This window comes from Geminicoccus harenae (assembly GCF_019800005.1).
GTDB lineage: Bacteria > Pseudomonadota > Alphaproteobacteria > Geminicoccales > Geminicoccaceae > Geminicoccus > Geminicoccus harenae.
Genome location: NZ_JABGCL010000006.1, coordinates 235,790 through 250,495, shown reverse-complemented (window position 1 = coordinate 250,495; position 14,706 = coordinate 235,790). Strand labels below are relative to the sequence as shown.

Annotated in this window: 16 protein-coding genes; 13 read left to right on the top strand and 3 right to left on the bottom strand. The window is 69.6% G+C overall.

Annotated elements, in window-relative coordinates:
- A partial coding sequence (locus HLA95_RS29810) for a BrnA antitoxin family protein (protein WP_255591595.1) occupies positions 1-395 on the top strand: 395 nt, incomplete at its 5' end.
- Here HLA95_RS29810 and HLA95_RS07680 read toward each other — a convergent pair.
- Positions 349-849: a DUF29 domain-containing protein gene (locus HLA95_RS07680; RefSeq protein WP_191057780.1), complete on the bottom strand. Its 501-nt coding sequence runs from the start codon at positions 847-849 to the stop codon at positions 349-351. The two genes, HLA95_RS29810 and HLA95_RS07680, sit on opposite strands and share 47 nt — an antisense overlap.
- Positions 850-967: 118 nt before the next feature.
- Between HLA95_RS07680 and HLA95_RS07675 the strand changes: the two genes are divergently transcribed.
- From HLA95_RS07675 to folE, 5 genes are read left to right on the top strand one after another with little or no spacing between them, the layout of a single operon-like run.
- On the top strand, positions 968-1,924 hold the full coding sequence (locus tag HLA95_RS07675) for an ABC transporter substrate-binding protein (protein ID WP_191057779.1): 957 nt from the start codon (positions 968-970) through the stop codon (positions 1,922-1,924).
- A gap of 16 nt (positions 1,925-1,940) precedes the next feature.
- A complete protein-coding gene (locus HLA95_RS07670; RefSeq protein ID WP_191057778.1) occupies positions 1,941-2,831 on the top strand; it encodes an ABC transporter permease in 891 nt (296 codons plus the stop codon).
- Positions 2,828-3,622, top strand: a complete 795-nt coding sequence (locus HLA95_RS07665; protein WP_191057777.1) for an ABC transporter ATP-binding protein — start codon at positions 2,828-2,830, stop codon at positions 3,620-3,622. Before HLA95_RS07670 ends, HLA95_RS07665 begins: the two co-directional genes overlap by 4 nt.
- Before the next feature lie 5 nt (positions 3,623-3,627).
- Positions 3,628-4,644 carry a threonine aldolase family protein gene (locus HLA95_RS07660; protein WP_191057776.1) on the top strand — a complete coding sequence of 339 codons (1,017 nt, stop codon included), beginning with the start codon at positions 3,628-3,630 and terminating at the stop codon, positions 4,642-4,644.
- Positions 4,641-5,228: a GTP cyclohydrolase I FolE gene (gene folE, locus HLA95_RS07655; protein WP_191057775.1), complete on the top strand. Its 588-nt coding sequence runs from the start codon at positions 4,641-4,643 to the stop codon at positions 5,226-5,228. Before HLA95_RS07660 ends, folE begins: the two co-directional genes overlap by 4 nt.
- A 33-nt stretch (positions 5,229-5,261) precedes the next feature.
- Here the strand turns inward: folE and HLA95_RS07650 are convergent, their stop codons facing one another.
- On the bottom strand, positions 5,262-6,011 hold the full coding sequence (locus HLA95_RS07650) for a YbaY family lipoprotein (protein WP_222182913.1): 750 nt from the start codon (positions 6,009-6,011) through the stop codon (positions 5,262-5,264).
- A 184-nt stretch (positions 6,012-6,195) separates the two neighbouring features.
- Here HLA95_RS07650 and HLA95_RS07645 point away from each other — a divergent pair, with 184 nt between their 5' ends.
- Positions 6,196-6,696, top strand: coding sequence for a DUF421 domain-containing protein (locus tag HLA95_RS07645; RefSeq protein WP_222182911.1), 501 nt, complete (start codon positions 6,196-6,198; stop codon positions 6,694-6,696).
- Between the two features lie 25 nt (positions 6,697-6,721).
- Here the strand turns inward: HLA95_RS07645 and gltS are convergent, their stop codons facing one another.
- Positions 6,722-7,924, bottom strand: a complete 1,203-nt coding sequence (gene gltS / locus HLA95_RS07640) for a sodium/glutamate symporter (protein WP_191057781.1) — start codon at positions 7,922-7,924, stop codon at positions 6,722-6,724.
- Positions 7,925-8,189: 265 nt separating this feature from the next.
- On the opposite strand from gltS, the gene HLA95_RS07635 reads away from it, so the two are divergent.
- The 6 genes from HLA95_RS07635 (at position 8,190) to HLA95_RS07610 (ending at position 14,698) form a co-directional block, all read left to right on the top strand.
- Positions 8,190-10,418: an ATP-dependent helicase gene (locus HLA95_RS07635; RefSeq protein WP_223861349.1), complete on the top strand. Its 2,229-nt coding sequence runs from the start codon at positions 8,190-8,192 to the stop codon at positions 10,416-10,418.
- Positions 10,415-11,374: a 50S ribosomal protein L11 methyltransferase gene (locus tag HLA95_RS07630; RefSeq protein ID WP_191057772.1), complete on the top strand. Its 960-nt coding sequence runs from the start codon at positions 10,415-10,417 to the stop codon at positions 11,372-11,374. The genes HLA95_RS07635 and HLA95_RS07630 overlap by 4 nt, the downstream gene beginning before the upstream one ends.
- A 46-nt stretch (positions 11,375-11,420) precedes the next feature.
- The gene (locus tag HLA95_RS07625; RefSeq protein WP_191057771.1) at positions 11,421-12,521 is read left to right on the top strand and encodes a patatin-like phospholipase family protein; all 1,101 of its coding nucleotides are present in this window, start codon (positions 11,421-11,423) and stop codon (positions 12,519-12,521) included.
- 109 nt (positions 12,522-12,630) lie between these two features.
- On the top strand, positions 12,631-13,257 hold the full coding sequence (locus HLA95_RS07620; protein ID WP_191057770.1) for an SGNH/GDSL hydrolase family protein: 627 nt from the start codon (positions 12,631-12,633) through the stop codon (positions 13,255-13,257).
- Positions 13,258-13,351: 94 nt separating this feature from the next.
- Entirely contained in the window at positions 13,352-14,332 is a 981-nt protein-coding gene (locus tag HLA95_RS07615) for an MBL fold metallo-hydrolase (protein ID WP_222182909.1), read from the top strand.
- 180 nt (positions 14,333-14,512) lie between these two features.
- Positions 14,513-14,698 carry a periplasmic nitrate reductase, NapE protein gene (locus HLA95_RS07610; RefSeq protein WP_191057768.1) on the top strand — a complete coding sequence of 62 codons (186 nt, stop codon included), beginning with the start codon at positions 14,513-14,515 and terminating at the stop codon, positions 14,696-14,698.
- Positions 14,699-14,706 lie beyond the last annotated feature (8 nt).

The following is a 14,706-nucleotide window of genomic DNA, read 5'->3' as shown; positions in this document are numbered from 1 at the left end:
CGACGGACCGCCTCCGTCGTACGGGCGCTGCCGTGAAGAACCTGGCCCATAGCGCCTCCCTTGCCGCATGGCGATCCACTGTACCACCACACTGCGGGACCGCACATCTTAGGCCGTTGAGCCCGGAACTACAGGCCGAGATCAAAGCGCTGGAGAAGATGTCCGATGATGACATCGACACCAGCGACATCCCGGAGGCGCTGGACTGGTCGGACGCCGTGCGCGGCAAGTTCGTCCGGCCGGTGAAGCGGCAGATCACCCTGCGCCTGGATGCCGACTTGATCGATTATTTCGAGAAGGAAGGCAAAGGCTATCAGACCCGCATCAACGCGGCGCTGCGCGAATGGGTTACGAGCCAGCAGAAGCGGAAGAAGACCGAGCCTGCTCTTTCTTGAACCCATAGAAGCCGTCGCGGAGCACGTCGTCCAGCGTATATGCAGGGTCTTCTGGCAAGGCGGTGGCGCTGTCTCCTTCGCCATATTCGGCCAGGGTGATCAGGACCTGTTCGCGCGCGCTTCGATAAAGGGCGTCGAAATCGTCGCGCAGACCGCGCTCGATGGTCGGGGTGAGATCACCGCGCAGGGCATCGCGCGCCTCGTAGATCGATTCCATCCAGCCGGCCCGCAGGTCCCTCGCCGGAGAATGATCGAGCTTGAGCAGGTAGACGATGATCCGCCGGACCTGGCTCCGGCACGCATTGCGATCCCGCTTGGCCAGGTCGTCGACCTCCTCGGCCAGTTCCTTCAGGTCGAGCGGGCCGTTCCACCGCTCCCGTTCGAGCTGGCGCAACGCCTCGGCTTGACGGCGGGCCCAGAGATAATAGTCGGTCTCGTAGAGGCGGGCGGCCATGCTGCAGCGGGTCTCCCATGCGGTCCGGCCAGTATAGCCGGTCGATCGGAAGCTTGTCCCGCCTCGGTCGCGAGGGATAAAGGACCACAACGCCTCCACGCAGGAATGGTCCGAACCGATGCGTCTCGATCGCCGCAGCTTCTCCGCCGTGCTGCTCGTCACGGCAGCGGCCCCCTCCCTGGCCCGTGCCGACACGCCGCTGGTGGCGATCACCGCGATCGTGGAGCACCCGGCATTGGATGCCTGCCGCGACGGCGTCATCGAGGGGCTGAAGCAGCAGGGGATTGCGGCCGAGACCACCTATGAGAGCGCGCAGGGCCAGCCCGCCACCGCGGCGCAGATCGCGCGCAGCTTCGTCGGCATGGACCCGGCCGTGATCGTGCCGATCAGCACGCCCTCCGCCCAGGCGGCGGCGGCGGCGACCAGGAACATCCCGATCGTGTTCACCGCGGTGACCGATCCGGTCGATGCCGGCCTGGTGGCGAGCATGGAGAAGCCCGGCGGCAACGTCACCGGCCTGTCCGACCTTTCGCCGCTCGGCCAGCATCTCGACCTGATCCTGGAGGTCACGCCTGACGTGAAGCGGCTGGGCTTCCCCTACAACCCGGGCGAGGCCAACGCCGTCGTGCTCCTGAACCTGATGCGAGAGCTGGCAGAGCAGCGCGGCATCGAGCTGGTGGAGGCCACCGCGTCCAAGTCCGCGGACGTGGTCGCCGCCGCGCGCAGCCTGACGGGCCAGGCGGACGCGATCTACGTGCCCACCGACAACACCGTGGTCTCCGCGCTGGAAAGCCTGGTCGTGGTGGCGCGCCAGGCCAAGGTGCCGGTCTATTGCGGCGACACGGACAGCGTGGCGCGCGGCTGTGTCGGCTCGATCGGCTTCGACTATTTCCAGGTGGGCGTGCAGACCGCTTCGATCGTGGCGCGGGTGCTCAAGGGCGAGAAGCCCGGCGAGATCGCGGTCGGGACCGCGTCCGGCACCGATCTCTACCTGAACCCGACCGCTGCCGAGGCCTTCGGCATCACCCTGTCCGACGCACTCTTGTCCCGCGCGACCAAGATCGTGGGCGCCTGACCCGGAAGGTCCGCACTTGTCGCTGTTCTCCTTTCTCGGCGCCATCGAGCTCGGCCTGATCTACGGGCTGGTCGGGCTGGCCGTGTACCTGTCCTTCCGGGTCCTGAACTTTCCCGACCTCACGGTCGACGGCTCGTTCCCGCTGGGGGCCAGCGTGTGCGCGGCCGCGATCCTGGGCGGGCTGGACCCGATCACCGCCACGCTGCTGGCGATCCTGGCAGGTGCGGTCGCCGGCTGGATCACTGCCATCCTGGCGGTGCGCTTCGGCATCCTGCACCTTCTGGCCTCGATCCTGGTGATGATCGCCCTGTTCAGCATCAACATCCGGATCATGGGCCGGCCGAACGCGGCGCTGCTGGGGCAGACCACCCTGTTCTCGCCGTTCGAGGGCCTGTCCTTCCTGCCCTTCGACCAGGCGCGCATCCTGGTCGAGCTGGTGGCGGTGGCGCTGGTCACCTTCCTGCTGGCCCGCTACCTGAACTCCGACCAGGGTCTCGCCCTGCGCGCCACCGGCGCCAACCCGCGCATGGCCAGGGCCCAGGGCATCGACACCGAGCGCCAGACCCTGAGCGGGATGGCGCTGTCCAACGGGATCGTGGCGCTGGCTGGCGCCCTGTTCGCCCAGGCCAACGGCTTTGCCGACGTCACCATGGGCCTCGGCACGATCGTCGTGGGCCTGGCGGCGGTGATCGTGGGCGAGACGCTGTTCCGGCTCAAAGGCATCCTCGGCGCCCTGATCGCCTGCCTGCTGGGCTCCCTGCTCTACCGCTTGGTGATCGCGTTCGCGCTGGACGTGAACATGCTAGGCATCGAGGCCTCCGACCTGAACCTCGTCACCGCCGTGCTGGTGGGCTTCGCCCTGCTGGCGCCGAAGCTGCGGGCCCGGATGCGGAAGGCCGCCCGATGATCCAGGTGGAAGGCATCAAGCTCACCTTCGGCGCCGGCACGCCGCTCGAGACCCGGGCGCTACGCGGCATCTCGCTGTCGATCGAGGAGGGGCAGTTCGTCACCGTGATCGGCAGCAACGGGGCCGGCAAGAGCACGCTGCTGAGCGTGCTCGCCGGTGACGTCGCCCCGGACGAGGGCCGCATCGTCATCGACGGCCGCGACGTCACCCGCCTGCCCGCCCACCGCCGGGCCGAGCTGGTCGCGCGCGTCTTCCAGGACCCCAAGGCCGGCACCTGCGAGGCGCTGACCATCGAGGAGAACATGGCGCTGGGCATCGCGCGCGGCTCCGTCCGCCGGCTGAAGCCCGCCCTCGACCCGGCCCGGCAGAGCCGGTTCCGCGATTCGCTGGCCGAGCTGGGCCTGGGCCTGGAAAACCGCCTGTCCGACCCGGTGGGCCTCCTGTCCGGCGGGCAGCGCCAGGCGGTGAGCCTGCTCATGGCAGCACTGGCGCCGATGAAGATCCTGCTCCTGGACGAGCACACCGCCGCCCTCGACCCGCGTACCGCCGACCTCGTCCTGGACCTCACCCAGAAGATCATCGACCGGCACGGGCTCACCGCGCTGATGGTCACCCACTCGATGCGCCAGGCCCTGGACCATGGCAGCCGGACGCTCATGCTCCACGAGGGCAAGGTCGCCTTCGACGTGGCGGGCGAGGCCCGCGCCGGCCTGGACGTGCCGGACCTCCTGGCCCTGTTCCGCCGCCGCCAGGGCGGCGAGCTCGACGACGACGCCCTCCTGACGGGATGAACGACTTGCTGGACCTGCGCAGCGACAACACCGCCCCGGTGGCACCCGAGGTCATGGCAGCACTGGCCGAGGCCAATGCCGGCACCGATGCCGCCTATGGCGCGGATTCCTGGTCGGGTCGGCTGAAGGCCGAGCTGGCGCGGGTGTTCGAGACCGACGATTTCGACCTGGTGATGGCGATCACCGGCACGGGCGCCAACTCCCTGGCCCTGTCGCTGCTCTGCCCGTCCTGGGGTGCGATCGTCTGCCACCCGCTGGCCCATGTCGTGCAGGACGAGTGCAACGCGCCCTTGATGTTCACCGGCGGGGCAAGCTGGCTGACCGTGGGCGATCCTCTCGGCCGCCTGACGCCCGATGAGGTGGCAAAGCTCCTGGAGCCCTATCATTTCGGCTCGATGCATTCCGCCCAGCCCAAGGTGCTGCTCCTGGCCCAGGCATCCGAGCGTGGCCTGGTCTGGTCGGTCGAGGAGACCAAGGCGTTCGCGGCGGTGGCCGGCCGCCACGGGCTGCACCTGATGCTGGACGGTGCGCGCTTCGCCAACGCCCTGGTCCGCACCGGCGCCAGCCCGGCCGAGCTGTCCTGGCGGGCCGGGGTCGACGCCCTGGTGCTGGGCATGACCAAGAATGGCGGGATGGCGGCCGAGCTGATCCTCCTGTTCGGCAAGGCCCGCACCAAGGCGGCGCCCTTCCTGCGCAAGCGAAGCGGCCAGGTCATGAGCAAGGGCCGCTACCTGGCCGCCCAGGCGATCGGCGCCCTGGCAGGGGACAAGTGGCTGGAGCGCGCCGCCCATGCCAACGCCATGGCGGAGCGCCTGGCCCAGGGTCTGGTCCAGAAGGGCGCCGAGCTGGCCTTTCCGGTGGAGGCAAATTTGATCTTCGCCACCCTGCCCCCGGCGCTCCAGGCGAAGCTGGCGCAGCACGCCCAGTTCTTCCCGGGGTACGAAAAGGGCAGCAGCCGGCTGGTGACCTCCTGGGCGACCCGCCCCGACGAGATCGACCAGCTCCTCCAGTCAGTCGCATGAACGGACGGCGCCCCAGCCGCCGCCAGGCCGAGCAGGCGGTTGCCACCCTGCTGCGCTGGATCGGCGAGGATCCGGCGCGACCAGGTCTCGGCGCCACGCCCGCCCTGGTCGCGGAAGCTTGGCTGGAGCATGGCCAGGGCTACCGCACCACGCCCGAGGCGGCCCTCGGCCAGATCCTGGAAGGGGCCGGCCCGGCCGACGGCATGGTGCTCCTGCGCGACATCCGCTTCGAGAGCCATTGCGAGCATCACCTGGCCCCCTTCGTGGGTCTGGCACATATCGCCTACCTGCCGGACCGGCGGGTCGCCGGGATCGGCGGCATCGCCCGGCTGGTCGACTGCTTCGCCAAGCGCCTGCAGATCCAGGAGCGGCTGACCGACCAGATCGCCCAGAGCCTGCAGGACCTGCTGCAACCCAGGGGCGTCGCGGTGCTGATCGAGGCGACCCATCACTGCCTGACCACCAGGGGCGCGCACAAGCCGGGCACCCGGTTCGTCACCACGCGGTTGCTGGGCGCATTCCGCGACGACCCGGACCTGCGCCGGGATTTCTCCACTCTGAGCGCTCGTCCGGGCGGTAGCTGACCTGTACCGGCTGAGCTGGCACCCGCCCCGGGATCAGGGCGTCCGCTCGATGAAGGTCAGCTCGACCCCGTCGCCGGTGAGGTGCAGCTCCCTGCCCTCGATCCGGTAGCCGTTGGCCCTGGCGAGCGCGTCCAGGAACTCCTGCTCGGTCGGCCTGCCCTCGTCCGGGCAGGCCATCTTGGTGCTGACGATCTGGCCGATGTCCAGCTCGCCCGCATCTCCGGCCAGTGCGTAGCTGCCGCCGATCCGGTTGCAGCCGCCCGAGCCGTGGAAGCGGCCCTCGCTGTCGTCGAACACCAGATGCGGCACGTTCGCCGTACCGGTCACTTCCTGGCCGTTCAGCGCGCCGAGCCACCAGCTTCGGCCTGCCAGCCCGGTCGCCGCAGCGCCGCCATCGGCCCGCTGCAGCAGCAGGTCGGCGCGGTCGGGGCTCCCCTGGGTCAGGACCGGGAAGCTCTCGGGCGTGGCGAATAGGGGCTGGTCGGCGACGCTGATCGTGGCGCGCACTGCATAGCGGCGGTCCGGGTCGATCCGCTTCGGGTCATAGGGAATGGCGAAGTCGACCGGCGGCGGGCCGACCGGCGTGATCTCCTGGGCGCCGACCACGGTGGTGGCATCCTGCTGGGAAACGTCCTGCAGATAGACGTCGAGGATGGCGTCGTCGGGCAGCGCCATCCGCTCCCGGTACTGGGCACTCCCCTGCAGCTCCGCCATCTTCGGCATGGCCGTGCATCCCCCGAGCCCGACGGCCGCCGCCAGCAGCAGCATGGTTCCCAAGCGCATCCGTCCACCCCCGGCGACCGACCCTGCCGCGCAGCCTAGAGCAAGTTCGGCGGGACCGGAATCACTTCGGCTGGGCTGTGCTTGCTGCCATTGCCCAGGGAACGGACGGCACCCCACCCGTGTCTGGTAGAAGATCCGGCTGCACCGACGATCGGCCGGTGCGGGATGCAGCTCGACAGGTGAGATGATGGACGACGCTTTCGTGCTTACCATGCCCTTGTGGGAGATCGCGGTCCGGGCGAGCCTCGTCTATCTGGCGCTGGTGTTTCTCGCCCGGGTCGTGCCGAAGCGGCGCGTCGGCAGCATTTCGCCGAACGACATCCTGTCCCTGATCGTCATCGGCGGGCTGGGTGCCGACGCCATCGCCGGCGGGTCGACCTCGACCGCCGACATCCTCCTGATGATCGGGATCATCGTCGCCTGGGGCTATGTGCTCGACACGCTGGAATATCGCTTCGCCTTCGTCCGGCGCCTCATGCGCCATCGCCAGACCCCGCTGGTCCGCGACGGCCGGCTCCTGCGCAAGAACCTGCAGCACGAGCTGATCACCGAGGAGGAGCTCATGACCGAACTGCGCCGGCATGATGCCTCCGAGCTCTCGATGGTCGAATCCGCCTGCCTTGAGGCGGATGGCGAGATCAGCGTCATCAAGCGGCCGGAGCCGGCGGGCCGCCGGGACGGCTGAAGGTGCTCGCCCCGACAGAGCCTGCTCACAGCCACAGGAGCAGGGCGATCAGCAGCGAGTTGGCGATGTCGATGAAGAAGCCGCAGACCAGCGGCACGATGATGAAGGCGCGATGCGCCGCACCATGCTGCTGGGTGACCGCCGTCATGTTGGCGATCGCGGTGGCGGTCGAGCCCAGCGAGATCCCGCCGAACCCGGCGCCGATCACCGCGGCCTCGTAGTCGCGGCCCATCGCCGGGAACACCACGAACAGGGTGTAGAGGACCGCCAGCCCCACCTGGAGCACCAGCACGACTGCGACGAAGCCGAACACGGCCTGCAGCTCCCAGAGCTGCAGGCCCATCAGCGCCATGGTCAGGAACAGGCCGAGCGACACGTCGGAGATCAGGGCCAAGCCCTGCGCCTCGCCCGGCCAGGTCCGCCTGGTCCAGCGCCAAGGCAGGAGCGGGCGGAGGTTGCGGATGAGCAGGCCCGCGACCAGGCAGCTCACGAAGGTGGGCAGGTTGAGCCCCGCCCCCGTCAGCAGCCCGTCCAGGCCCCAGCCGATCAGCAGCGCGATGTTGAGCAGATAGAGGCCCTGCAGCACGCTGAAATAGTCGAAGCCCTCCCGCACCTGCTCATGCGGCGTGCCCACGTCGAGCTTCGCGAAGCCGGACGGCTCGATCCGGTGGCGGTGCATCAGCCAGGTGGCGATCGGCCCACCGATCACGCAGGCGGTGATCAGGCCCACCGTGTTGGCCGCGATCCCCAGCTCCATGGCGTTGCCGATCCCGTGCTCCTCGGCCAGCACCGGCGCCCAGGCCACCGTGGTGCCGACCCCGCCGGTGAGCGAGACCGAGCCCACCATCAGCCCGGCCTTGGGGTCGAGGCCGAACAGGCCGGCCGCCCCCATGCCCAGGAGGTTCTGGCCGACCATGAACAGGATGGACAGGGCCAGCAGAACCACCAGCGCCCGGCCGCCCTGGCGCAGGGTGCGCACGTCCGACTTCAGGCCGATGCCGGCGAAGAAATACAGGAGCAGGAAGTCGCGCGCCGCCAGCTCGAAGCCGATCCGCAGCCCGAGCAGGTAATAGGCCAGCGCCACGGCGACGGCGCACAGGAAGCCGCCGACCACCGGCTCCGGGATGCTGTAGCGGCGCAGGACCTCGTAGCGCTGCGTGGCGAGCTTGCCGGTGAGCAGCAGGAGGATGGCGATCGTCACGGAGACGAAGCCGTCGATCTCGATCATGAGCACCTGAAGGCTGGCGTGGCGCTGGGTCCGGGCCACGCATTTCCGGATCGACTCCGCTCCTATCCGCAAGCCTTCCGGTCGCCAACCCGCCGGCACGCCATCCTGGCGCACCCACCTTTGCGATTTGGACCCGCCGCGCCGTCAGGGTTGCCCCGGCCGGGCTGTAGAGCCTATCTCCTCTACCGGTCGGCACAGATGCCCGGCCGGACAACCGCTGGTCGGATCTTCCTTGCCCATGCCGCTCGCCGCGCAACCCGTCACGATGCCCGAACGCTCGCCTGCCCCCTATCTGGCCGGGCTGAACCCGGAGCAGTACGCCGCGGTCACCGCCGAGGACGGGCCGCTCCTGATCCTGGCCGGTGCCGGCACCGGCAAGACCCGCGTGCTGACCACGCGCCTGGCCCATCTCCTGATGACCGGCCGCGCCCGGCCGTTCGAGGTGCTGGCGGTGACCTTCACCAACAAGGCCGCACGCGAGATGGTGCACCGGGTGGAGGCGCTGATCGGCCAGAGCGTGCAGGGCATGTGGCTCGGCACCTTCCACGCCATGGGCACCCGCTTTCTGCGCCGGCACGCGGAGATCGTCGGCCTCAAGCCCAGCTTCACCATCCTGGACACGGACGACCAGATCCGGCTGATCAAGCAGGTCCTCCAGGCGCTGGAGATCGACGACAAGCGCTGGCCGGCCCGGGCCGTGCTGGGGATCGTCCAGCGCTGGAAAGACCGCGGCTGGACCCCGGACCAGGTGCCGCCCTCCGAGGTCGGCGACTTCGCCGCCGGCAAGACGCTCCGCATCTACTCGCTCTACCAGGAGCGGCTTGCCACCCTGAACGCCTGCGATTTCGGCGACCTGCTGCTGCACTGCCTGGAGCTGTTCAGAAAAGCGCCGGACGTGCTGGCTCAGTACCAGCGCCGCTTCCGGGCGATCCTGGTCGACGAGTACCAGGACACCAACGTCGCCCAGTACCTGCTCCTGCGCCTGCTGGCCCAGGGCCATCGCAACATCACCTGCGTGGGCGACGACGACCAGTCGATCTATAGCTGGCGGGGCGCCGAGGTCGGCAACATCCTGCGCTTCGAGGAGGACTTCCCCGGGGCCGGCGTGATCCGGCTGGAGCGCAATTACCGCTCCACCGGCCACATCCTGGGGGCGGCCGCCGGCCTGATCGCCCGCAACCGCGCGCGCCACGGCAAGACGCTGTGGACCGAGGACGTGGACGGCGAGAAGGTCCGGGTCGCCTCGCTCTGGGACGAGCAGGAGGAGGCGATCTTCGTCGGCGACGAGCTGGAGGCTTTGCAGCGGGCGAAGAAGCGCCTGTGCGACACGGCGGTGCTGGTCCGCGCCGGCCACCAGACCCGCGCGTTCGAGGAACGCTTCATCCAATTGGGCCTGCCCTACCGGGTGATCGGCGGCCTGCGCTTCTACGAGCGCGCCGAGATCCGCGATGCCGTGGCCTATCTGCGCGTGGTGGTGCAGCCGGACGACGACCTGGCGTTCGAGCGGATCGTCAACACGCCCAAGCGCGGCATCGGCGAGACCACGGTGGTGGCCCTGCGCAAGGCGGCGCGCGCGGCGGGCAAGAGCATGCTCGTGGCTGCGGAGGAGCTGGTCGGCACCGACGAGCTGCCGACCCGCGGCCGCAGGCAGTTGGCCGACCTGCTCGCCGCATTCGCCCGCTGGCGGGACGAGCTGCCGCGTCGCGCACCCCGCGACCTGGTCGAGGCGATCCTGGACGAATCCGGCTATGTCGGCATGTGGCAAGCCGACAAGTCGCCCGAGGCGCAGGGCCGGCTGGAGAACCTGAAGGAGCTGGTCAAGGCGATCGAGGAGTTCGAGAGCCTGCCGGCCTTCCTGGAGCATGTCGGCCTGGTGATGGACAATGCCGCCGACGCCGATGGCGACATGGTCACGCTGATGACCCTGCATGCCGCCAAGGGGCTGGAATACGACTATGTGTTCCTGACCGGCTGGGAGGAGGGCCTGTTCCCCAACCAGCGGGCACTCGACGAGGGCGGCACCAAGGCGCTCGAGGAGGAGCGGCGCCTGGCCTATGTCGGCATCACCCGCGCGAAGAAGCGCTGCACCATCACCTATGCGGCGAACCGGCGGATCTTCGGCCAGTGGGGCGCGGCCCTGCCGTCCCGCTTCGTCGAGGAGCTGCCCCCTGAGCACATCCACCACCTCCTGCGCAGCAATGCGGGCAGGTCCGACGTCGATCCGACCTTCGGCGTGACCTCCCTGTTCCCGACCGGCAAGATGATGGGCCGCGGTCCGGGCTTCGAGCGGGCCGGCAAGCTGATCGAGGGCAAGGCGGAGCTGGTCCGCCCGCGCCCGGCCCCGACCGTGGCCTTCGTCCGGGGCGACCGGGTGTTCCACGACAAGTTCGGCCCGGGCACGGTCGAGGCGATCGAGGGCGACAAGCTCACCATCGCCTTCGACAAGTCCGGGGTGAAGAAGGTCATCGCGAGCTTCCTGGAGAAGAAGGTTTGAGCGACGAGCTGTTCCACGCCACCACCGGCTCGCTCTGGCGCACGAGCTTCGTGCTGCCCGACGGGCTGGCCCAGGCGGTGTTCGAGCGGCTGGACGATCTGGGCCTCTCCATTGGCATGTTCGAGCACGAGGGCGATGGCGGTTTCCAGGTCGAGCGCTGGCGCATGGAGATCGTCGAGGCGGAGCGGCCCGAGCCCGAGGCGCAGCACAGCCGCCTGCTGGAGCTGATCGGCGACCTCGTGCCCGACCTGCCCGAGTTCGGGATCGAGGAGGTGACCGAGGCCGCCTGGACGGAGGCGATGCGCCGCGAGTTCCCGCCGGTCGAGGCCGGGCGGTTCTTCGTCCATGGCGCCGCCCATGCCGACCAGGTGCCGGACGGCCGCCTGCCGATCCGGGTCGAGGCGGGCTTGGCCTTCGGCTCCGGCGAGCACGCCACCACCAGGGGCTGCCTGCTCGCCTTCGACCACCTCCTGCCGCGGCGCAACTGGGGGCGGATCCTGGACATGGGCACCGGCTCCGGCATCCTCGCGATCGCCGCCGCCAAGACCACACGCGCCTCGATCCTGGCGGTGGACGTCGACCTGACCGCGGTCGAGGTCGCATCCGGCAATGTCGCCGAGAACGGCGTGGCCGACCGCGTGCGCTGCGTGGCCGGCGACGGCTTCCGCACGCCCGGCGTATCCCATCCGCGTGGCTACGACCTGATCTTCGCCAACATCCTGGCCAACCCGCTGGTCGCCATGGCCGATCAGCTCGCCAGGAGTCTGGCGCCGGGCGGCTTCGCCATCCTGTCCGGCCTGATCGACGAGCAGGCGCCGCGTGTCGAGGCGGCCTATCGCCGGGCAGGGCTGCGCAGCCTGCGCCAGTTGCGCCTGGACCGCTGGGTGGTGATCACGGCGCGCAAGCCGCGCCGGACCAGGGCCCCGCACCGCCGGCGGAACGGCAGGCACGGCTGAGGCTTACTACCTCCGAGATCCGCACCCCGGAGGTTCCGTCGTCGACATGAACGCTGCCCGTCCTGATCGTCCCGTGGCCCTGGCCTTGTCAGGCGGCGTAGCACTCGGCGCCTTTCATGGCGGCGCCTATGCCGCCCTCCATGAGGCGGGGCTGCCGCTGCGCTGGCTGGCCGGCTGCTCCATCGGCGCCGCGGTGGCGGCCGTGATCGCCGGGAGCCCGCCCGAGCGACGGATCGAGCAGCTCCAGCGCTTCTGGCAGCTCGCAGCACTCAACCCCTTCCCGCTGGCGCCCTACTGGAATGGCCGCCCGCCGGCGGGCCTGCCCCGGCAGGCCTACAACATGGCGAGCGCCCTGCAGGCCCATCTGTTCGGCCGGCCCGGCATGTTCCATCCCCGGTTCATGCCGAGCGTGGGCGACCCCGGCCTCTACGACCTGACGCCCTTGAAGGAGTGGCTCCTGCAACTGGTCGACTTCGACCGGCTGAACAGCGGTGAGATCCGGGTCAGCATCGGCGCCACCGACCTGCTCAGCGGCGAGCGCGTCCTGTTCGACACAGGCACTGGCAACCGCATCGGCATCGAGCACGTGCTGGCCTCATCGTCCCTGTCTCCCTTCTTTCCGCCGGTCGAGGTCGAGGGACGGCTGCTCGTCGATGGCGGGCTGTCCGTGAACCTGCCCCTGGACTTCGTGCTGCACGAGCCGCGCGACACCGAGCTCGCCTGCTTCGTGGTCGAGCTGTTCGCGCGCCGGGGCAGCCGTCCGTCGACGATCGGCGCTGCCCTGTCGCGCAGCATCGACCTGGTGTTCGGCAATCAGACCCGCACCCTCCTGGAAGGGCAGCAGCGCGAATATGCGCTGCGGGCGAAGCTCCGTGAGCTCGGGGACCGTTTGCCGCCAGAGGTCCGGGACGATCCGGAGGTGGCACCCTTGCTGGCGGAGGGGCAGTTCGCCCCGGCCGTGCTGCTCTGCCTGGGCCAGCGCGCCGACCTGGACGAAGCCGGGCCGGTCAAGATCTTCGACTATTCGGAAGCGACGCTCGCCGACCGCTGGCAGCGCGGTGCGGAGCATATGCGCCGGGCACTCGACCAGTTGGCAGCACTGGGCGACGGACCGCTGCCGCCCGGCCTGACCGTGCACGATGTCTGAGCAGGCAGCAGACCCACGGCGGCGGTCCCATCCGACCCGGCGTGGCCTGCTCACGAGTGCAACGGCGGCCGGAATGGCCGGCATGTCGGCCAAGGCAGGAGAGCAATCGATGAGCCATCTGGTGCTCCTGGGCGATTCCGTGTTCGACAACGGCGCCTATGTCGCCGGCGGTCCGGATGTCGTGACGCAGCTCCGCCAGCACTTGCCGCAGGGCTGGCGGGCGAGCTTGGCGGCGGTGGATGGCGGCAGGCTCGCCGACATCCAGCACCAGCTCCGAAGGCTGCCGGCGGATGCCAGCCATCTCGTGATCAGCGTCGGCGGCAACGACGCCCTGGCCCATGGCGGGATCTTCGAGGAGCAGGTGGGCTCGGTGGCCGAGGCCCTGCTCCGGGTGGCCGCGGTCCGACAGGGCTTCGACCGGGCCTATGGCGCCATGCTGGACCAGGTCCTGCCGGTCCGGCCGAACGTGGCGGTCTGCACCATCTACGACACGGCCTATCCCGAGCCGCGCCGCACCCTGGCGATCACGGCTCTGGCCGCGCTCAACGACGTCATCACCCGCCATGCCTTCCGGCGCGGCCTGCCGCTGGTCGACCTGCGCCTGGTCTGTGACGAGGCCGCCGATTTCGCCAACCCGATCGAGCCGTCCGTCCAGGGCGGCGGCAAGATCGCGCGCGCGATCGCAGCACTCGCCGCCGAGGGCTTCGGCCAGGGCCGCTCGACCGTCTTCGTTTGAACGTTCGACACGCTGGAAAACGTCGGGCTCCGGGCTGGCCCGCAGGCCGGCGCGCTTTATGTTGGGAGTGAGGGCAAGAAGAAGGAACAGCACATTGGCCAGGCTTCCCAGCTTCCATCGTCGAGATGCCTTCCTGCTGGCGGCAGCGGCCGGCGGCGGGCTGCTCGCCTCCGGATCCCGCCCGCCGGCCGCACGCGCCGCCGAGGATGCACCCCTGCCCCGGCCCAGCCATTACAGCTTCGGGCTCGGCAGCTTCCGCGTCACCACCCTGCTGGACGGCTATACGCAGGGCGACGGGCCGCATCCGATCTTCGGACAGGATCAGCCGGTCGAGGCGGTCCAGGAGCTGGCCCAGGCGAACTTCCTGCCGCCCGGCCGGATGGAGAACAGCTACACGCCGGTGCTGGTCGATACCGGCGAGGCCGTGGTCCTGTTCGACACCGGCAACGTGCCGGGCCGGCAGCCGACCGCGGCCTTCCTGGTCGATCATCTGCAGGCCGTCGGCTATGGCCCGGACCAGGTGGACGTGGTGGTGCTGACCCACATGCATGGCGACCATATCGGCGGGCTCATGCAGGACGGTCAGCCGACCTTCCCGAACGCACGCTACGTCACCGGCCAAGTCGAGTACGACTTCTGGGCGGCCGACGAGCGGCTCTCGGGCGCCACCGAGCAGGGTGCGACCCTGTTCCGCGCCAACATGATGCCGCTGGCGGAGAAAACCACCTTCCTCGCCGACGAGGGCGAGGTGGTGCCCGGCATCCGCGCGGTCGCCGCGTTCGGCCACAGCCCCGGCCACATGGCCTACCATATCGAGAGCGACGGCCAGCGCCTGCTGCTCTGGGCCGATACCGCGAACCACTACGTCATGTCGGTGCAGCGCCCGGACTGGCATGTCCGCTTCGACATGGACAAGGAGGCGGCGGCAGCGACCCGGCGGCGGATCCTGGACATGGCGGCGGCCGACCGGCTGCTGGTCAGCGGCTACCACATGCCCTTCCCGGCCCTGGGCTTCATCGAGCGGAGCGGCGAGAGCTTCCGCTGGGTGCCGGTGAGCTACCAGCTCAATCTCTGAGCAGGTTGGGCTCCCGAGCAGCTAAAGCGACCCGCATGGCTTGTTCCTGCGGCACGATCACCATTGTGCCGGTTTCCGGCTGAACTCTGGCGAGGCGGCACTTTCTTCCGTCTGGAACCACTCTAGACTGGGAACCGGAACATTTCCTTCGGGTTACTCTCAGTAACAGGGGAGTTTATCATGGCTGCCGAGGCGGATCGGGTCCTTGCCACGGAAGAGGCACCGGCAAGTCGGCTGCGCGAAACCCTGGTGTTCCTGCTCCTGGCCGTCCTGATCTGGCCGTTCATCGCCGTGGGCGTGGTGGCCGGCTGGGGCTTCATCGTCTGGATGTACTACCTGTTCACCGGTCCGCCCGGCCCCGTCTGAGGCGGCCT